This window comes from uncultured Methanobrevibacter sp., assembly GCF_902801725.1.
GTDB lineage: Archaea > Methanobacteriota > Methanobacteria > Methanobacteriales > Methanobacteriaceae > Methanocatella.
Map to the genome: position 1 here is coordinate 1 of NZ_CADCJB010000036.1, position 17,307 is coordinate 17,307.

Here is a 17,307-nt window from a genome sequence, read left to right on the forward strand (position 1 = left end):
CCTTCAAGAAGTTTAACTCTGTCTTTAATAGAAGTTTCAAAGTCTATTTCACCTTGCATAGCCTTTTCAGTAATTTCAGCTATTTCATCTTCAACATTTGCTAATTTTCCTATCTCATCTATCGCTTCACCATCAATAATAACGTTATCTAAGTCAAATACTACAAGTTCAATCAATAATACCACCAATTATATTAAATCTAGCTCACTTAATCTGTCGTAAGCTCTTTCGACACCAAGTTTGGCATCGCTTTTTGTTTTAGCTCCAGTACATACAACTTTACCGGAACCGAATAACAATAAGACCACCTTAGGGTCTGATAATCTATATACTAAACCAGGAAATTGTTCTGGTTCGTATTCAGTATCTTCAAGTTCTAAAGCTACTGCTTCTAAATTTAATGTGGATTCTAAATTTGCAGAAGCCACAATGTTTTGAATTTTAATTTCAAACTCTTCTGGAATGTCGGTATCGACAGTCCTCATCAAATCTACAGTTTTCTTGATTGCTAATTTAGAATCATCTATAGATTTTGCCCCAGTACATACAAGCTTACCAGAGCTAAAAATTAATGCTGCTGTTTTAGGATCTTTGAGTTTGAAAACTAATCCCGGAAACTGTTCACGATTAAAATTAACCCCTTCTAAAGCTTGAGAGACCTCAGTAAGAACTATGTCTTTACCAATGCTTGCAGAAGCAACAATGTTTTCAATTTTTATGTCAACATCGGTCAATTTAAAACCTCCAATTATGTTATTAAAATAAGTAAGTAAAATTTAAGAAAACAAAAAAATTAAGTTAAATTTTTACTAATAAAATATTTAATTTAAATAGTATATAAAGGTATGTTTATTTAAAGAAAATTATCAAATTTATAAAAAAAGTTAAAAATATTAAATTTTGAAAATAAGTATTTTAATTATATATTAAATTGAAATAGTATTTAGAATCAACTTATTTATAAATGTTACTACAATCAACAAGTAGTTTATAAAATAAAATATTCAGATTAAGTTTTTAAAATGAATTTCATCCCATCTTTAAAAATCAAGTTTATATTATGAAAATAAATGAATAAACTCTATAAAACAACAAACGAATTTAGCAAAAGCTCAATTAACCAACATAAAAAATCATATGCTGCCCAAAATTAAAAATATTCCACTCAGAAAATTTTACAATTCAACCGATGAATTTTTAGAAATTTTTAAAAATTAATAAAACAAAATTTTAACTAGTTGATTAAAATGATAGAAGTTGAAGTAAAAGCAAAGATCAATAGCTTTAAAGAAATGGAAGAAAAACTTTCAGAAATTGGTGCTTCTAAAAGCAAAAAAGAATTTCAAGAGGACATTTATTTTGCAAGCCCTATAGTGGATTTTGCCGAAACTGACGAAGCATTAAGAGTCAGAACAACAAACAATGACATTTTTATAACATATAAGGGACCTAAGCTTAATTCACAGGCAAAAACCAGAAAGGAAGTTGAAATGAACATTGAAAGTGCTGAAAAAGCAAAAGACATCTTTGAAGAAATTGGTTTTAAGGAAGTTAGAACAGTTCGGAAAAACCGCCAATACTACACTTATGAAAACTTTGAAATATCACTGGATGACGTTGAAGGCTTAACTCCATATATGGAAATAGAAATATCACTTGAAGACGGAAACAATTATGATGATGCCCAAAAAAGCATTTTTGAATTGTTTGAAAAATTGGACATTACTGATGGCTTTGAAAGAACCTCATATATGGAACTTTTAGAAAACATTAATACTGAATAAATTATTAATATAATATAATTAAAAACGTTTTTAATAGAAGTGATAATTTTGCAATATTTTATAAGTCATTATAATAAAGAAAATGAATTGACATTTCCTGAAGATATTACTATTTATGACACCACATTAAGGGATGGTGAGCAAACCCCCGGCGTTTGTTTCAGTTTTGAAGAAAAATTAGAAATCGCAAGAAAACTTGACCAATTTAAAATACACCAGATTGAAGCAGGTTTTCCAATCGTATCCGAAAAAGAAAAGGAAACTGTAAAAGCAATCGCCAACGAAGGATTTGATGCTGAAATCCTAGGTTTAACCAGAACAAAACATGAGGACATTGATGCTGCACTCGACTGTGATGTGGACGGAGTAATCACTTTTGTTGGAACTTCAGATATCCACTTGGATCATAAAATGCATATTACAAGACAGGATGCAATCAACCTATGTGAGACTGCAGTCGATTACGCTAAAGACCATGGTTTATTCGTTGCATTTTCAGCTGAAGATGCTACAAGGACAGACATTGAATTCTTAAAACGTATTTACGGCAAAGCCCAAGAATGTGGAGCTGACAGAGTCCATATTGCAGATACCACCGGAGCAATCACCCCTCAAGGTATCGACTATCTTGTAAAGGAACTTATTAAAGACATTGATATTGACATTGCAGTTCACTTGCACAATGACTTCGGATTGGCCGTGATAAATTCAATTGTAGGGGTGCTTGCAGGTGCAAAAGCCGTTTCAACAACAGTTAACGGAATTGGTGAAAGAGCAGGAAATGCATCTCTTGAAGAACTTATCATGGCAATGAAAATTTTATACGGAAAGGATTACGGATTTAAAACCAAATACATTAAGGAATTATCTGACCTCGTATCCAAAGCCAGTGGTCTTCCAATTCCATACAACAAACCTGTTGTCGGAAATAACGTATTCAGGCACGAATCCGGAATTCATGTTGATGCAGTCATTGAAGAGCCTCTTTGTTATGAACCATACCTTCCGGAACTCGTCGGCCAAAAGCGCCAGCTAGTGCTTGGAAAACATTCAGGCTGCAGAGCAGTCAGAGCAAAATTAAATGAATGCGAATTGAATGTCAGCGACGACGAACTTATTGAAATTGTAAGGCAAGTTAAAAAACAAAGAGAAGAAGGCAAATACATTAACGATCAAGTATTCAAAGAAATTGTTAAAAATACAAAAAAATAAGGCAATATTATGAACATTACTGAAAAAATATTATCTGCAAAAGCGGGTCATGAAGTTACACCCGGTGAAATAATAGAAATACCTGTCGACCTTGCGATGTCACATGATGGAACTTCTCCACCTGCAATAAAAACCTTTGAAAAAGTGGCTGATAAAGTATGGGACAGCGATAAGATTGCAATTATATTTGACCACAACATCCCTGCAAATACCATCGGATCCGCTGAATTTCAAAAGGTCTGCCGTGAATTTATAAAAACTCAAAACATTACCAAAAATTTCATTCACGGAGAAGGAATTTGCCATCAGGTAGTTCCGGAAATGGGATTGGTAGAGCCTGGAAAAGTCATCGTAGGAGCAGATTCCCACACATGCACATACGGTGCATTTGGAGCATTTTCAACAGGAATGGGTGCAACAGACCTTGCGATGGTTTGGGCAACAGGAAAGACCTGGTTTATGGTTCCCGAAGCAATAAAAATGACAGTCGAAGGAGAACTTAACCCTTATATTGCACCAAAAGACATCATCCTAAACATCATTGGTGAAGTCGGAATAGCCGGCGCCACATACAAAACCGCTGAATTTTGCGGAGAAACTATTGAAAACATGGGCGTTGAAGGAAGAGCAACCATGTGCAACATGGCTATTGAAATGGGTGCTAAAAATGGAATAATGGAACCCAACAAAGATGTAATTAAATATATCTGCAAAAGAACCGGCAAAAAAGAATCAGAACTGAATGTCGTGAAATCAGACAGCGATGCAAATTATGAAAAGGAAATGCACTTTGACATTAATGATATGGAACCTCAGATTGCATGCCCAAATGATGTCGACAACGTTAAAGACATTTCAAAAGTCGAAGGAACACATGTTGACCAATGTTTAGTTGGTTCATGCACCAACGGAAGATTATCTGACCTGAAAGATGCCGCAGAAATATTGAAAGACAATAAAATCAATGATGATGTCCGCTTACTGATACTTCCGGCATCTCGTGAAATTTACAAACAGGCAATGAATGAAGGAATCATTGAAACATTCATCGATGCAGGAGCCATTATCTGCAATCCGGGTTGCGGACCATGCCTAGGAGGACATATGGGCGTATTATCCGAAGGAGAGGTTTGCATATCAACCACAAACAGAAACTTCAAGGGAAGAATGGGCGATCCTGCTTCATCAGTATACTTATCCAACTCAAAAGTAGTTGCTGCTTCAGCAATTACAGGAGTAATTACAAATCCAAAAGACTTATAGTGATTTAAATGACACAAGAAAAAAACGAAGCAAACAAAGCACTTATCGACAAAATAAATGAAGTGGAAAAAGACAACAATGCAACATTTTCAAACACACAAAAAATTCTTCTGACAACCGATGGGTCCATTACAGCCATTTTGGATGTGTTGTATGGGAAAATCACACTAACAACCATCGACCAGCACTTTGAAAAAGCCGATGAAGACCATGCAAAACTGGTCAATGTTCCCATAGGAGAACAGATTAATTTCAGAGAAGTCATAATGCACAAAGACGAAAAGCCTTTGATATATGCGATATCACACATCCCATTATCAAGATGCAATGATGAAATCTGTTCCGATTTAATTAGAGCGGACATTCCAATCGGCAGAATCTTAAAAAATTATGATATTGAATCCAGAAGGGAAATCAGGAACATATATGTAGAAAAACCGGATGCCAAACTGAAGGAAATATTCGGAACTGATGAAGATATGCTGGCTCGTGATTATGTTATAATCAACTGTGACGAGATTTTAATGTGGATTAAGGAGGTATTTCCAATAAGCCACTTTACAGAAATTTAAGGAGGACAACATGTTTTCAAAAGGCCACATCATAGAAAACGAAATTAAAGAAAAGCTAAAAGAAGTCGAAGAGCAACACAACATCGAATTCTCAACAACACAAAAAATACTGTTATGCATACAGGAACCGGTTACAACAATACTTGATGTTCTATACGGAGAGGTTAATCTGTTTATGCTGGACCAACATTTGGAAGATGCAGATGAAAATATCGCAAACCTACTTAAAGTAAATGAAGGAGATAAAATAGATTACAGGGAAGCAATCGTACATAAAAATGGGCGTCCACTGGTTTATGCACAATCCTACATCCCAATATCAAGATGTGGCGATCCAGTTCGTGAGGATTTATCCAAAAAGCATTTACCTACCGGAACCATTATGACAAAGAATATGATTGAAACTTTAAGAGTAATCACTGAAATTTCAATAGAAAATCCCAATGCATTATTGCAGGAACTGTTCCATACCGATGAACCTCTAATAACACGAAGTTATGTTATGATACAGCATAAAAAACCTGTAATATGGACTCAAGAAAAATATCCGTTGAGTTATTTTAAAATATAGGTGGTAAAATGGGTGTTAAATTAAAAGATATCGTTGAACCAAAAAACATCAGTTTTAAGGATTTGGAAGGGAGAAGCGTTTCAATAGATGCATTTAACACTCTTTATCAATTCCTATCAACAATCAGACAAAGGGATGGAAGGCCACTGACAGATGAAAACGGAAATGTCACATCCCACCTAAGCGGAATTCTGTATAGAAACTCATCAATGATTGAAAAAGACATAAAGCCAATTTATGTTTTTGATGGAAAAGCACCGGAACTTAAAAGTGATACCCAAGCCAAAAGAAGGGAAGTAAGAGATGAAGCAGAGAAAATATATAAAGAAGCTCTAGCCGAAGGAGATACTGAAAAGGCACGCAAATTCGCAATGAGATCATCAAAGTTATCTCCCGAAATCATTGAATCTTCCAAAAAATTATTAACCTTAATGGGAATTCCTTATATTGAAGCCAAAGGAGAAGGTGAAGCACAGGCAGCATATTTGGTTTCAAAAGGCGATGCATATGCCGTAGCATCTCAAGACTATGATTGCCTTTTATTTGGTGCAAAAAGGGTTGTCAGGAATCTTGCTATCAATTCCAATTTAGGAAACTTGGAATTTTATGAATTGGATAAAGTATTAAGACAGCTGGACATCACCCGTGAAGAACTGGTAGACATGGGAATATTAATTGGAACCGATTTCTGTGACGGATTGAAGGGAGTGGGAGCCAAAACCGCTTTAAAGCTAGCAAAAAAAGGACAGTTAAAAGAAAAGATAGCTGAACTTCAAAAAGAATCCAACCACAATCTGGATGAGGTCCGTGAAATATTTCTCAATCACAACGTGAATACAGATTATGAAATCAAATGGGAAAAACCAAAACAGGACAAAATTATCGAATTTTTATGTTATGAACATGGATTTTCCGAAGACAGAGTGATAAAAGCTTCAAATAAACTTAAAAATTTAAATTCATCCCAAGGAAGTCTTGACGCATGGTTTTAAGATTTCATGACCAATTTCTTATTTTTTTACATATGATATCGTATTCTTTTTACACACTTTCCGTATAAATTTATATAATACTAAAATCAGAAATAAATATAGGATTCATATATTAAATTTATTGCAATCAACCACCACACGCCCCAGATTGCAAAAACACGGAAAAAATAGCAGCTGTAATATTATATGGTGAACGCTATTAAGGGAGAAAAAATGTTTAATATCTTGAATCCGGGTGTTGATGGTTTCTCACCACCTTAAACCGGAAACCATCAATATCCTTCAATATGGAGGAAAATCCTTACCAAATACTCTTTCTGCATATTTCATGGCTAGCTCAACTTGAGGAGCATAATTAATAAGAGACTGTTTTTCAAAATAACTTCTTGAAGGAGATTTCAAAATAAGTTTAAGGAGTTTTTCATAAGTTTCAATAGCCAGATCCTTATTGAAACCGTATTTTTCAACAGTTTCAGAATCCAATTTTTCAAAACATGGAAATTCAAGAGTTTTGCATACAGTTTCAGTTGTAAAATAAGTCATTCTAATCAAAGGCGAAACTGAAGAAACCAGCACATGATTTCCTAATTTTATCAATGGAGGAATGCCAGTTTTTTTATACCGTTCCATTGAAGTTAACTTTTCATAATTTTTAAGATTGTAACAGTGAAGTTCGGTGTAGAAATCGGGCTGAAAATATTCTATTAGGCTTAAAATCTTTTGACCTATTTCAGACTCATAATATTCTTTTTTAATAGTTGAAATATAAGGAGTCCTGTCAAAATTATAAAAATAAAATTGTCCGGCAGACAAATCCTCTTCATCGATGTTTTTAATGAATTTCAATGATGTTCTACCTTCATTTCCGTGAACTCCGCCAATGAATAATTTGACCGGACCTTCACCGTTGTCAATATATCTGAAATATGACATGAAAAATAATAAAAATGAAGGAAATCTATGTTCCTTCTTGCCAGTTTGCGAGGTATGCTTTTTGGCTGTCTGTTAATGAGTCGATTTCGATTCCCATTGCTTTTAGTTTCATGCTTGCAACTGTGTAGTCGATTTCATCAGGTGCTTTAGTTACTCCTACAGGCAAGTCGTTTTCGAGAATGTGTTTTGCTGACAATGCTTGAACCGCAAAGCTCATGTCCATGATTTCAGCAGGGTGTCCCTGACCTCTAGCAGCTGAAAGGTTAACTAAACGACCATCAGCTAAAAGGTAAATCTTACGACCGTCTTTGGTTGTGAATTCTTCGATACTTTCGCGTACTTCTTTGACTTCGGTTGATATTGCTTCAAGGTCTTGTCTGTTGATTTCTACGTTGAAGTGTCCGGAGTTTGCAAGCATACATCCGTCTTTCATGTATTTGAAATCATCACCGCAGATAATGTCTGCGTTACCGGTTACGGTAATGATTAAGTCAGCTTGTTTTACTGCTTCTCTGATGGTCATTACTCTGTATCCGTCCATTCTTGCTTCAAGTGCTCTGATTGGGTCAACTTCAGTTACGATTACGTCAGCACCGAGACCTGCTGCTCTGAGTGCTAGTCCTCTTCCGCACCAGCCGTATCCGCATACGACTACGGTTTTTCCGGCGATTACCATGTTGGTTGTTCCCATGATTGCGTCGAAACTGGATTGTCCGGTACCGTATCTGTTATCGAATAAATATTTGGTGTATGCATCGTTTACTGCAATTACTGGGAATTTTAGTGCTCCGTCAGCATGCATTGCCTGTAATCTGTGTACACCGGTTGTGGTTTCTTCACAAGCGCCTTTGATGTGTTTTAAGACATCGGTTCTTTCGTTGTGTAAAACCATAATCATGTCTGCACCGTCATCGATGATTATGTCCGGCTTGTGATCAAGTACCATGTTGATTGTCTGGTAGTATTCTTCGTCGTCTTGTTCTCTCCAGCCGTAAACGTTTAAACCTAAATCAGCTGCTCCTGCAACTGCATCGTCATGTGTGGATAATGGATTGCATCCAGTCATTGCGACTTCAGCCCCACCAGCCATCAAGGTCAAACCTAAGTTAATGGTTTTAGGCTCCAAATGTAAACAAGAACCTATAGTAATTCCTTTGAAAGGTTGAGTTTCTTCATAATCAGCTTTAATCTGTTCCAAAACAGGCATATGTTTTTGAACCCATTCAATCTTCCTAACACCTTCAGGTGCAAGTGACATATCTTTAACTTTACTCATAAAAATCACATGTAAAAATTAATTATAATAAAATATATTCTATTATACCCTTTTAAATTTAATGTTTTTTATTCAATTTTCGTGAAAAAATGCAAAAAATCAAAAAGTTTAAATGTAATGATAAAAAGATATATATTTGTTAGATGCCGGGGTGGCTCAGCTGGTTAGAGCGCACGGCTCATAGGGTAATAAAGCAGTGCTCTGACTTATTCCTGGGATACCGTGAGATCGCGGGTTCGAATCCCGCCCCCGGCATCCTAAATCCCAGGAATTCCATCTTAACTATTTTTATAGAAAATTTTTTTCAAATCATAATAATTTTATACTTATTTTAATAATATACTAATTGAGGATTTGAAATGATATATAATGAACTTGGAAAAAGCAATTTAAAGGTTTCAAGACTGGGTTTTGGAACCATGAGACTTCCAACAAAAAATTCCAACGATGAAATCATTGAAGATGAAGCATCTGAAATGCTAACCTACGGAATTGAAAATGGAATAAATATTATCGATACCGCTTATCCATATCATAGCGCCACTTTAGACGGCAGCGGAAACAGTGAGACATTTGTTGGTAAATTCCTAAAAGAGAACAGCTACAGAGAAGACATTTTACTTTCAACAAAATCTCCTTCATGGGCAATAGAAAAAAAAGAGGACTTTAACTATTATCTTGATGAACAGCTTAAAAAGCTCCAAACCGATTATATTGATATTTACCTGCTTCATTCCCTTACCGTTCCTGATTGGGAAAAAGTTAAGAATTTGGATGTTCTGGATTTCCTTGATGATTGTCTGTCCAGCGGAACAGTAAAGCACGTGGGATTCTCTTCCCATATTGAAGTGGATTATCTCATTGAGATTCTTGACGAATACCCCAAATGGGAAGTCGTGATGACCCAAATGAATTATCTGGACGAATACTATCAGTCTGGAATCATGGGGCTTGATTATCTAAAAGAAGTAAATGTTGGAAGCATGATTATGGAACCTCTTCGAGGAGGCAGATTGGTTCAAAACATACCTCCGGAAATACAGGATTTATGGAATGGTGCTGAAGTTAAAAGAACCCCTGTTGAATGGGCATTGCAGTACCTGTGGAATAGAAACGATGTGGACTGTGTTTTCAGCGGAATGACAAGCCTTGAACAGGTTAAAGAAAATGTCAAAATAGCTTCATGCGAAGACATCATTAGTGAAAATGACCAGGAACTGATTAGGGAAGTTGCAAGAACATACAGAACATTTTTAGGAAACAGCTGCACAAGATGCGGTTATTGCATGCCTTGCCCTCATGGCGTGGACATCATCAACTGTTTGACCGAATACAATATTGCACATATGATGAATGACCCTAAAGCCAGCGCAATGCAATATTTCAGTCTGATTGATGACGATTCAAGAGCAGACAGCTGCATCCAATGTATGGAATGCATTCCGTATTGTACTCAAATGTTAAATATTCCTGAAGAGCTTCAAAAAGTTTATGAATACTTCGGAAGTGAATTTGATCATTTTTAAGGTGAAAAAATGCCGACAAGACACATTGATGACGGATACTGGGAAATTGCTTCTCGCCAAATGAGCATCGTTACCAGAAGTGAACAGAAACGATTTAAGAAAGGCAAAATAACAGTGATCGGTTGCGGTGGAATTGGCGGACAGACAATTGAAATGCTGGCAAGAATGGGCATTGGCGAACTTATTCTTGTAGACGAAGATTCCTTTGATTTATCCAATCTCAACAGACAGACATTTTCAAGCTTAAATGAGATAGGGCACACCAAAAGTGAAGTTGCAGAAAGAAAAGTAAAGTCAATAAATTCCTATGTCAAGGTCACAAGCTACAACGAGCATGTTGATGAAAAAAATGTCGATGAGATAATTGGAGATAGCGACATTGTAATCGATGCCCTCGACAATGTATTGACAAGAGTCATCGTATCCCGAAAGGCGAAAGAAAAGAGAATTCCTTTCATTCATGGAGCCATCCATGGAACACTGGGACAGATTACAACATTTCTTCCAAACAGCGACAAAACATATGAGGAAATGTTCAACCTGCAATCTGCGGGAAAGGAACTTACCTGTGAAACCATAGAATATTTGAACAATGTAACTTCAGGCGTTCCACCGGCTATCGGACCCACACCAAATTTAGTTGGATGCATTCAGGCAATGGAGGCTTTCAAAATATTGACAGGGGTGGGAAGAGTTACTGTTGCACCAAAAATGTTAAGCTTTGATTTATTGAATCTATCTTCATTCGTCATTGATGACATCTAAACAATGACTAATATTTTTACCCTTTTTTTATTTAATATTATACAAAAATTCACTATTTTTTAAAATCAATAAATAATTTAGTATTAAAAAAAATAAATGTTAGATATTCATATACCAAAAGATACAAATATAAAATTATATTACAATTTCAAAACATTTATATACTTTGGGTAGGAAATATATTTCCATGGTAGGAAGACATCTTCCGACTATTATTATTACTCAATATTCATAGAATATTGGAGCTGATTTGATGAGCGAAATAAATGAAGAAAAAATGCAAAAAGTAATTGAACAAATGACTGAGGATAATATTAAATTTATCCGTTTACAATTTGTTGATATAAACGGTACTGTAAAGAACATCGTTATCCCATTTAACAAAGAAGATATCGAAGATTTATTCACAGAAGGAATGTTATTTGATGGATCATCCATTGAAGGATTTGTCGGAATCAATGAAAGTGACCTTGTATTGAAACCTGACATCAACACATATTCCAGATTATCCTGGAGACCTGAAGAATCTGCAGTATGTAGATTTATCTGTGACGTATGGACTCCTGAACATGAGCCTTTTGTTGGTGACCCTAGAAGCATATTGAAAAAATCTTTAGCAAAAATCGCAAAAATGGGATTACAATATAATATCGGACCGGAACCAGAATTCTTTATCGTAGATATTGATGAAAACGGATATCCGATGCCTTACGATGATGCTACCTACTTTGATGTAGAACCTCTCGATAAAGGACCGGACTTCAGAAGAGAATTAACCTTAAACTTAGAAGAATTAGACTTTGAAGTTGAAGCTTCTCACCACGAAGTTGCACCAGGGCAAAACGAAATTGCATTTAAATTCAAAGATGCTCTCAAAACTGCTGATGCTGTAATTACATTCAAGCAAGCTATTAAAGCTATTGTAGACAACATGGCAACTTTTGACCAAATGGATTACAGAGTAACATTCATGCCTAAACCTTTCTTCGGAGTAAACGGAAGTGGAATGCACTGTCACCAATCCGTATTTAAAGGAGACAAAAACCTATTTTCAGACCCTAACTCCGAAACCGGTTTATCAAAAGATGCTCTCCACTTCATGGGAGGATTGTTAAAACATGCTCCTGCACTAACCGCAATTACAAACCCAATCGTAAATTCATACAAACGTTTGGTACCAGGTTATGAAGCTCCAGTATACAGAGCATACGGTCTTAAAAACAGATCAGCTTTAATTAGGGTTCCTGCTGCACGTGGAAAAGCAACCCGTATTGAATACAGATCACCAGACCCTGCATGTAACCCTTATTTAGCATTTGCAGTAATGCTTGAAGCAGGTATTGACGGTATTCAAAACAAAATTGATCCTGGAGACCCTATTGAAGACAACATCTACACAATGACCGAAGAGGAAAGGGAAGCAAAAGGAATTAAAGTTTTACCATCAAGTTTATGGGAAGCTTACCACTCCCTTGAGGAAGACCCACTCATATTAGGAGCTTTAGGTGACCACATCAGCGAAAAATTCTTAGAGCTCAAATATAAGGAATGGGACGAATATCGTGTCCAAGTATTTGGATATGAACAAAGAAAATATTTGGATATCTAAATCCATATATTACTTTTTTATTTTTTTAAATCTAATGCCAACCATTATTGTATTTAAAAAATGGAGCTTTTTTAATGTCAGAATCAGAACACCGAATGATTGAAATTTTAAGGATATTAAGCACACAGGATAAACCTACCGGTTCCAAGTTAATTGCAGATGAATTGAGAAACAAGGGATTCAACTTGGGAGAACGTGCAGTCAGATATCATATGCAAATTTTAGATGAAAAGGGATACACCGAACGTATGGGATATTCCGGCAGAAGAATTACCGACAGAGGCCGTGAAAAATTAGAAAAAGGACTGATTTACGACCAAGTTGATTTCATTCATTCAAAATTTGAAGAAATGATATATTTAACTGACTTCAACTATATGGAACAAAAAGGAAATGTAGTTGTTAATACCTCAACCATATATAATGAAGAATCAATTAATATTCTTGAAGATATTTTTAAAAGTGGTCTTTCTGTAAGCCCTTACGTTAATTTAAACAAGGTTGGAAACAGAGATGAAATTGAAGTAACCACAATATGCGGTACAACAATAGACGGGATACTCCTCAATGAAGGAATACCATCCCAACTCCAGTATGGAGGACTTCTGGAGATTAAGGATTCAAAACCATTAAAGTTCACAGAACTAATATCCTACAAAAAGACATCACTGACTCCGTTGGATGCATTCTCAGACTCAAATTTAACATCAGTTTTAGACGTCATAAACAAAGGAAACGGAATCATACCTGCCAACTTCAGACTGGTGCCGGGAGTAAGTCGTCAAAGGACAATAGAAATTATAGACAGATTAGATAAGATCGGTATTGGAGGAGTAATAGGCATTTCTGAAGAAGGAAAAGACCTTTTGGGTTTGCCTGTACCTGACGGCATGGTTGGAATCTGCATAACTGGAGGAATAACTCCATTTTGTGCACTTAAAGAAAAAAATCATGATATTGACATAAAAATAGCTGAGGAAATAAGAGATTTCAGAACATTGTCTCCAATCACAACATCAATTACCCCTAGTTTGCATCCAGTAAAAGAAGTTAAGGAACCAAAAATACCATTTTTACTTTCAAAATCCTGGAATCTGATACAACAAGTTGATTTTGATGTTGAAAAAAGAAAAGGAGACATTATAGCAAATGTTTCATACGTATCCAAAGACAGTTTGGATGAATCCCTGAAAACAATGGAAGAAACATACAACAACAATCCCAAATACATCAATCCTTATTATAAACTGGTTGAGCATCCAGCTGATGACGAAAAAATAGGAATAGCTACAATCTGCAGCTTAAGCATTGATGGACTATTAATAAACAATGGAATAATGAGCACTCCAAAATACGGAGGCCTGCTTGAACTGACAGAACCCCCATTATTCATTGAATTGATATCCTACAATGGAACTACAGTGGATCCTCATAAGATATTCCTATCAAAAAATATGACTTCAATAACTAAAAAAATCGGACCTAATAAAATATTGGCCAGCGTAAAAGAAATTCCATACATTTCACGCGATTATGCAGTTCATTTACTTGATGTTCTGAATAATATAGGATTTTCAATTTACAAAATCGGAAAACCTAGAGAACTGGTATACAATGCAAAAGTAGACAATTATAACTTCGGAGTTATAGCTGGTGGTGGACTGAATTCTATAGGTGCAATTAAAGAAAAAGGAATAGATATTGAAGTAAAAGCCATCGAAAAATTAATTCCATTTGAAAGTATGGATAGGCTGTAATCAGATTACAGTAACATCCACATCTTCACCATTTTTTGGCCTATGAACAAATTCGATTATATCATCTTCCACTTCATAGACATCAATCTCAATAGTAGCGCCGATTGCACTTTCATCAAGTGAAACCAGCAATCTGAATCCCGGCTTATCAAAATACTCTGAAAAATCAACGTTTAGAACTTCACCTTCTGCGAAAATCCTGTTATAGGAAATTTCCAGAATATCATGAATTTTGACATTTTCTTTTAAGTAAGCTACAGCTTCCTGTGTTGTTAACTCCAATTCTTTCATGTTAATCAACTCCGCATTAACAATACTTATTTTTAATATTATATAAATGTTTGTATACTAACGAACAAAATAATTTTTCGGTGAAAATGCAAAAACAAAAAAAATCGAATATAAAAAAAGAGAGTTTAAAGAATTTCAATAATCACTTCTTCATCGCCATGGATATGACGCATTTCAATTAGGTCTTCTTCAAGATTTTTAAAATCAATTTCAATAGATTGGTTTAATATTTCACCATTTAGCTGCATCGCAACTCTAAGACCTTCGCCGGTTTCTTCATCTTCTTCAGTGATTCCCAATACCTCACCAGGAGCAAAAATACGATTGTAAGAAACCTCTAAAGTGTCCTTAACATGAACATTATTTCTAACGTATTCAACTGCTTCATCAAAGGTCATTTCAACTTCCTTAATCATCATATCGCCTTTAAGTATTTGTTAAAAAAAAGAAAAAAGAGAGAGGAATTATAAATTCCTGTATTCTCTGATTGAAGTATATTCGTCGTCTAATTCGCCGTAAGTAGCTAATTTTTCTTTGTTAGCTTCAGCATCTAAGTAAAGGTTACCTTTACCGTTAAGACCAATATCTCCAGTATATTTAATATATTTACCTTCGAAAGTGACTCCGTCAACTTCAGGATCTACAACAACACCGTTGAGAACAAATCCTTCGAGTAATCTTCCGAGGAATCCGTGGATAACAATGTTACCGTTTTTCATTTGTCCACCAGGCCAACGGTTAACGTTACCGTCGATTTCAATGATACCTTTGGTCATGTGAATACCAGCTAAAATATCACAGTCACCTTTAACGTGGATTCTACCACCGGTTAAACATTCACCACATTGTTTACCAGCGTTTCCGCCGACAACAATTTGTCCTCCGGTCATACCTCTCCATTCACCAATGTAAGAAGCACCAGTAAATTCTTTAGTGTTTCCTTCAATTTCAAGGTATCCTCCAGACATTTCTCTTCCAGCGTGAGCTGCTGCATCACCTTTAACGAGAATGGATCCACCGCTCATTTCAGCACCAACGTGTAAATCTACACTGCTGTTACATACGATATCTCCACCACTCATTTTACAACCGATGTATTTAACTCTGTTTAAATCACCGTTGAGAATCATTTTAACATCATCAGCACCATCTGCTTCTCCTTCTACAGTGATATCGAAGAAGTCAGTGATTGGGAATCTTGAGTTTCCAATAGGTACTTGATATTTTGCGAAATCAGCTTCAGTCCATGAATAAATTTCATCAGGAATTAATTCATCAAATTCTAAAGCGATTGAAGAAGTTTTTATTTGATCAAATGTTATTGTTTTCAAATTAAACACCCCTATTTACCATCAACATCTATTCTAATTGGGTTGGATACGTAGTGGTCGTGTACTGGATAGTTTTCCCATTTGACTGAGTAGTATTGGGTGAAGAACGGCATGATGTTGTCGATAACTTTTTGCTCGTTTTGTTCCCATCCTTGTACGTTAACCCAGATGTTTTGACTTTCTTTAACTTTTACAATTTCTTTATCTTTTACTAAGATTTGACCATCTTTAATTGTGTAGTCAGCTACATCGAAACCTTTTTCGATTTCAGCGTATTGTCTGGATGGATCAATATCATTAGGATTTATGTCATATACTGCAATGTCAGCTCTGTATCCAGGAGTAAGTGCACCTCTGTCGGTGAATCCGTAAATTCTAGCTGGAGCAGCTCTGGAAATAGTTGCAATATCGTAGAAATCGTATTCTCTGTCGAGAGTTGCGAGGGTAGTTCTTTTTTCTGCCCATTTGTGTACTTCTCTGTTTTCAATCATTTCCATTCTTCTGGTGTTACTCATTAACCAGGAGATGATTCTAGGATATCTGATGAAAGGACCTGCGTTAGGGTGGTCAGTAGTTAAACATACTTTCCATGGGTCATCAATGTGTAAGAACAATTCAAGACCGATAGCCCATTGTAAAGTGTTAACAGGGTTTTTACCAGAGTAAATACATGGGATAATACCTGCTGCGGTTTCACATTCAATATCTTTGTTGGTCCATTTAAGACCGGACAATTTGAATAAGTCGTATTCCATAGGAGCGTCTGCAGTCATAGTAGTGGTTTCATCTAAAGTTACTTGACCTACGTCACAGGTAATGTGGTCGTTTTTGTTAATGTATTTAGCAACTTCTTCTGCACCTGATCCTGCATCTTTCCAACTGTTACCTGTGTAAGAGTGGAATTGTAAGTGACAAACGTGCATAACTTGGTCTCTGATTTCAGCTGCTTTGGAACCTTTTTTAACGTCTTTTACGGAGTCCATGGTTTCGATAGTGGTTGGTACGTTACCAGGGTGTCCTAAGTCGTTAGGGTGAATGTGAATAGAGTGAGGTAAGTTTAACATTTCGTTAGCTTTTGCGAGTGCAACGATAACTTCTTTGGAAGTTACATCAAAGTATGGTGCTTTGTCGTTTACACCGTGTACGTTCATACCCCAACCCCATGCTTCACTTCCACATGGGTTTACGATTTTGATTCCGTAACCTTTGGATATTTTTAACCATGCAGCTACGAATGCTGCAATGTCTTCAATATTATTATCTTTTGCATATTCCATTACAAACCAGTTGTTACCGAATAATGGCATAGCTGGAATATCAATTTGAGGAATAGTTGCAATTTCTTCGTGAGTGTGTTTTGCTTCAAGAGGAGGCATAGCTGCTTCTACAACAGTACCGTAACCTAATCTTGAGTATCTGTAACCG

Annotated in this window: 18 protein-coding genes and 1 tRNA gene; 11 read left to right on the forward strand and 8 right to left on the reverse strand. The window is 35.8% G+C overall.

The window, feature by feature from the left end; genetic code table 11:
• Positions 1-176 (reverse strand): HAD family hydrolase (locus QZV68_RS08100; RefSeq protein ID WP_363137191.1); only part of this gene is annotated, 176 nt, incomplete at its 3' end.
• A 12-nt stretch (positions 177-188) separates the two neighbouring features.
• Positions 189-734 carry a TATA-box-binding protein gene (locus QZV68_RS08105; protein ID WP_292605725.1) on the reverse strand — a complete coding sequence of 182 codons (546 nt, stop codon included), beginning with the start codon at positions 732-734 and terminating at the stop codon, positions 189-191.
• A 513-nt stretch (positions 735-1,247) separates the two neighbouring features.
• Between QZV68_RS08105 and cyaB the strand changes: the two genes are divergently transcribed.
• Genes cyaB through fen form a run of 6 tightly spaced genes read left to right on the forward strand, consistent with a single transcriptional unit; the run spans position 1,248 to position 6,394 of the window.
• Positions 1,248-1,784 (forward strand): class IV adenylate cyclase, encoded by a 537-nt coding sequence (cyaB, locus tag QZV68_RS08110; protein ID WP_296880346.1) that lies wholly within the window; start codon positions 1,248-1,250, stop codon positions 1,782-1,784.
• Positions 1,785-1,832: 48 nt separating this feature from the next.
• Positions 1,833-2,996, forward strand: coding sequence for a homocitrate synthase family protein (locus QZV68_RS08115; RefSeq protein WP_296880349.1), 1,164 nt, complete (start codon positions 1,833-1,835; stop codon positions 2,994-2,996).
• A 9-nt stretch (positions 2,997-3,005) separates the two neighbouring features.
• A complete protein-coding gene (gene hacA / locus QZV68_RS08120) occupies positions 3,006-4,259 on the forward strand; it encodes a homoaconitase large subunit (RefSeq protein WP_296880351.1) in 1,254 nt (417 codons plus the stop codon).
• 8 nt (positions 4,260-4,267) lie between these two features.
• Positions 4,268-4,831 (forward strand): chorismate lyase, encoded by a 564-nt coding sequence (locus tag QZV68_RS08125; RefSeq protein WP_296880353.1) that lies wholly within the window; start codon positions 4,268-4,270, stop codon positions 4,829-4,831.
• A gap of 10 nt (positions 4,832-4,841) precedes the next feature.
• A complete protein-coding gene (locus QZV68_RS08130) occupies positions 4,842-5,402 on the forward strand; it encodes a chorismate pyruvate-lyase family protein (protein ID WP_296880355.1) in 561 nt (186 codons plus the stop codon).
• A gap of 8 nt (positions 5,403-5,410) precedes the next feature.
• Positions 5,411-6,394 (forward strand): flap endonuclease-1, encoded by a 984-nt coding sequence (gene fen / locus QZV68_RS08135; RefSeq protein WP_296880357.1) that lies wholly within the window; start codon positions 5,411-5,413, stop codon positions 6,392-6,394.
• A 282-nt stretch (positions 6,395-6,676) separates the two neighbouring features.
• Here the strand turns inward: fen and QZV68_RS08140 are convergent, their stop codons facing one another.
• Both QZV68_RS08140 and QZV68_RS08145 read right to left on the reverse strand, forming a co-directional pair.
• Positions 6,677-7,327 (reverse strand): DUF2119 domain-containing protein, encoded by a 651-nt coding sequence (locus QZV68_RS08140; protein WP_296880360.1) that lies wholly within the window; start codon positions 7,325-7,327, stop codon positions 6,677-6,679.
• A 25-nt stretch (positions 7,328-7,352) separates the two neighbouring features.
• On the reverse strand, positions 7,353-8,603 hold the full coding sequence (locus tag QZV68_RS08145) for an adenosylhomocysteinase (RefSeq protein WP_296880362.1): 1,251 nt from the start codon (positions 8,601-8,603) through the stop codon (positions 7,353-7,355).
• Between the two features lie 145 nt (positions 8,604-8,748).
• Here QZV68_RS08145 and QZV68_RS08150 point away from each other — a divergent pair.
• From QZV68_RS08150 to QZV68_RS08170, 5 genes are all read left to right on the forward strand, one after another.
• A tRNA-Met gene (locus QZV68_RS08150) sits at positions 8,749-8,858 on the forward strand.
• Between the two features lie 104 nt (positions 8,859-8,962).
• Positions 8,963-10,129, forward strand: a complete 1,167-nt coding sequence (locus QZV68_RS08155; protein WP_296880364.1) for an aldo/keto reductase — start codon at positions 8,963-8,965, stop codon at positions 10,127-10,129.
• A gap of 9 nt (positions 10,130-10,138) precedes the next feature.
• Positions 10,139-10,894 (forward strand): HesA/MoeB/ThiF family protein, encoded by a 756-nt coding sequence (locus QZV68_RS08160; protein WP_296880366.1) that lies wholly within the window; start codon positions 10,139-10,141, stop codon positions 10,892-10,894.
• Between the two features lie 253 nt (positions 10,895-11,147).
• The gene (gene glnA, locus QZV68_RS08165) at positions 11,148-12,503 is read left to right on the forward strand and encodes a type I glutamate--ammonia ligase (protein WP_296880369.1); all 1,356 of its coding nucleotides are present in this window, start codon (positions 11,148-11,150) and stop codon (positions 12,501-12,503) included.
• A 74-nt stretch (positions 12,504-12,577) separates the two neighbouring features.
• Positions 12,578-14,260, forward strand: coding sequence for a DUF128 domain-containing protein (locus QZV68_RS08170; RefSeq protein ID WP_296880371.1), 1,683 nt, complete (start codon positions 12,578-12,580; stop codon positions 14,258-14,260).
• On the opposite strand, the gene QZV68_RS08175 is transcribed toward QZV68_RS08170, so the two are convergent.
• The 4 genes from QZV68_RS08175 to QZV68_RS08190 all read right to left on the reverse strand — a co-directional run.
• Entirely contained in the window at positions 14,261-14,551 is a 291-nt protein-coding gene (locus QZV68_RS08175) for a DUF2097 domain-containing protein (protein ID WP_296880373.1), read from the reverse strand.
• A gap of 125 nt (positions 14,552-14,676) precedes the next feature.
• Positions 14,677-14,967: a DUF2097 domain-containing protein gene (locus tag QZV68_RS08180; protein ID WP_296880375.1), complete on the reverse strand. Its 291-nt coding sequence runs from the start codon at positions 14,965-14,967 to the stop codon at positions 14,677-14,679.
• 48 nt (positions 14,968-15,015) lie between these two features.
• Positions 15,016-15,891 carry a formylmethanofuran dehydrogenase subunit C gene (locus tag QZV68_RS08185; protein ID WP_296880377.1) on the reverse strand — a complete coding sequence of 292 codons (876 nt, stop codon included), beginning with the start codon at positions 15,889-15,891 and terminating at the stop codon, positions 15,016-15,018.
• A 2-nt stretch (positions 15,892-15,893) separates the two neighbouring features.
• Positions 15,894-17,307, reverse strand: a 1,414-nt coding sequence (locus tag QZV68_RS08190; RefSeq protein WP_296880379.1) for a formylmethanofuran dehydrogenase subunit A, incomplete at its 5' end; no start/stop codon positions are given.

What these genes read in the sequence shown, in the direction of transcription:
- fen (WP_296880357.1), top strand. Translation starts at nt 5,411, where the DNA reads ATGGGTGTTAAATTAAAAGATATCGTTGAACCAAAAAACATCAGTTTT.
- QZV68_RS08130 (WP_296880355.1), top strand. Translation starts at nt 4,842, where the DNA reads ATGTTTTCAAAAGGCCACATCATAGAAAACGAAATTAAAGAAAAGCTA.
- QZV68_RS08160 (WP_296880366.1), top strand. Translation starts at nt 10,139, where the DNA reads ATGCCGACAAGACACATTGATGACGGATACTGGGAAATTGCTTCTCGC.
- QZV68_RS08175 (WP_296880373.1), bottom strand. Translation starts at nt 14,551, where the DNA reads ATGAAAGAATTGGAGTTAACAACACAGGAAGCTGTAGCTTACTTAAAA.
- QZV68_RS08170 (WP_296880371.1), top strand. Translation starts at nt 12,578, where the DNA reads ATGTCAGAATCAGAACACCGAATGATTGAAATTTTAAGGATATTAAGC.
- QZV68_RS08180 (WP_296880375.1), bottom strand. Translation starts at nt 14,967, where the DNA reads ATGATTAAGGAAGTTGAAATGACCTTTGATGAAGCAGTTGAATACGTT.
- cyaB (WP_296880346.1), top strand. Translation starts at nt 1,248, where the DNA reads ATGATAGAAGTTGAAGTAAAAGCAAAGATCAATAGCTTTAAAGAAATG.
- QZV68_RS08155 (WP_296880364.1), top strand. Translation starts at nt 8,963, where the DNA reads ATGATATATAATGAACTTGGAAAAAGCAATTTAAAGGTTTCAAGACTG.
- QZV68_RS08125 (WP_296880353.1), top strand. Translation starts at nt 4,268, where the DNA reads ATGACACAAGAAAAAAACGAAGCAAACAAAGCACTTATCGACAAAATA.
- glnA (WP_296880369.1), top strand. Translation starts at nt 11,148, where the DNA reads ATGAGCGAAATAAATGAAGAAAAAATGCAAAAAGTAATTGAACAAATG.
- QZV68_RS08140 (WP_296880360.1), bottom strand. Translation starts at nt 7,327, where the DNA reads ATGTCATATTTCAGATATATTGACAACGGTGAAGGTCCGGTCAAATTA.
- QZV68_RS08145 (WP_296880362.1), bottom strand. Translation starts at nt 8,603, where the DNA reads ATGAGTAAAGTTAAAGATATGTCACTTGCACCTGAAGGTGTTAGGAAG.
- hacA (WP_296880351.1), top strand. Translation starts at nt 3,006, where the DNA reads ATGAACATTACTGAAAAAATATTATCTGCAAAAGCGGGTCATGAAGTT.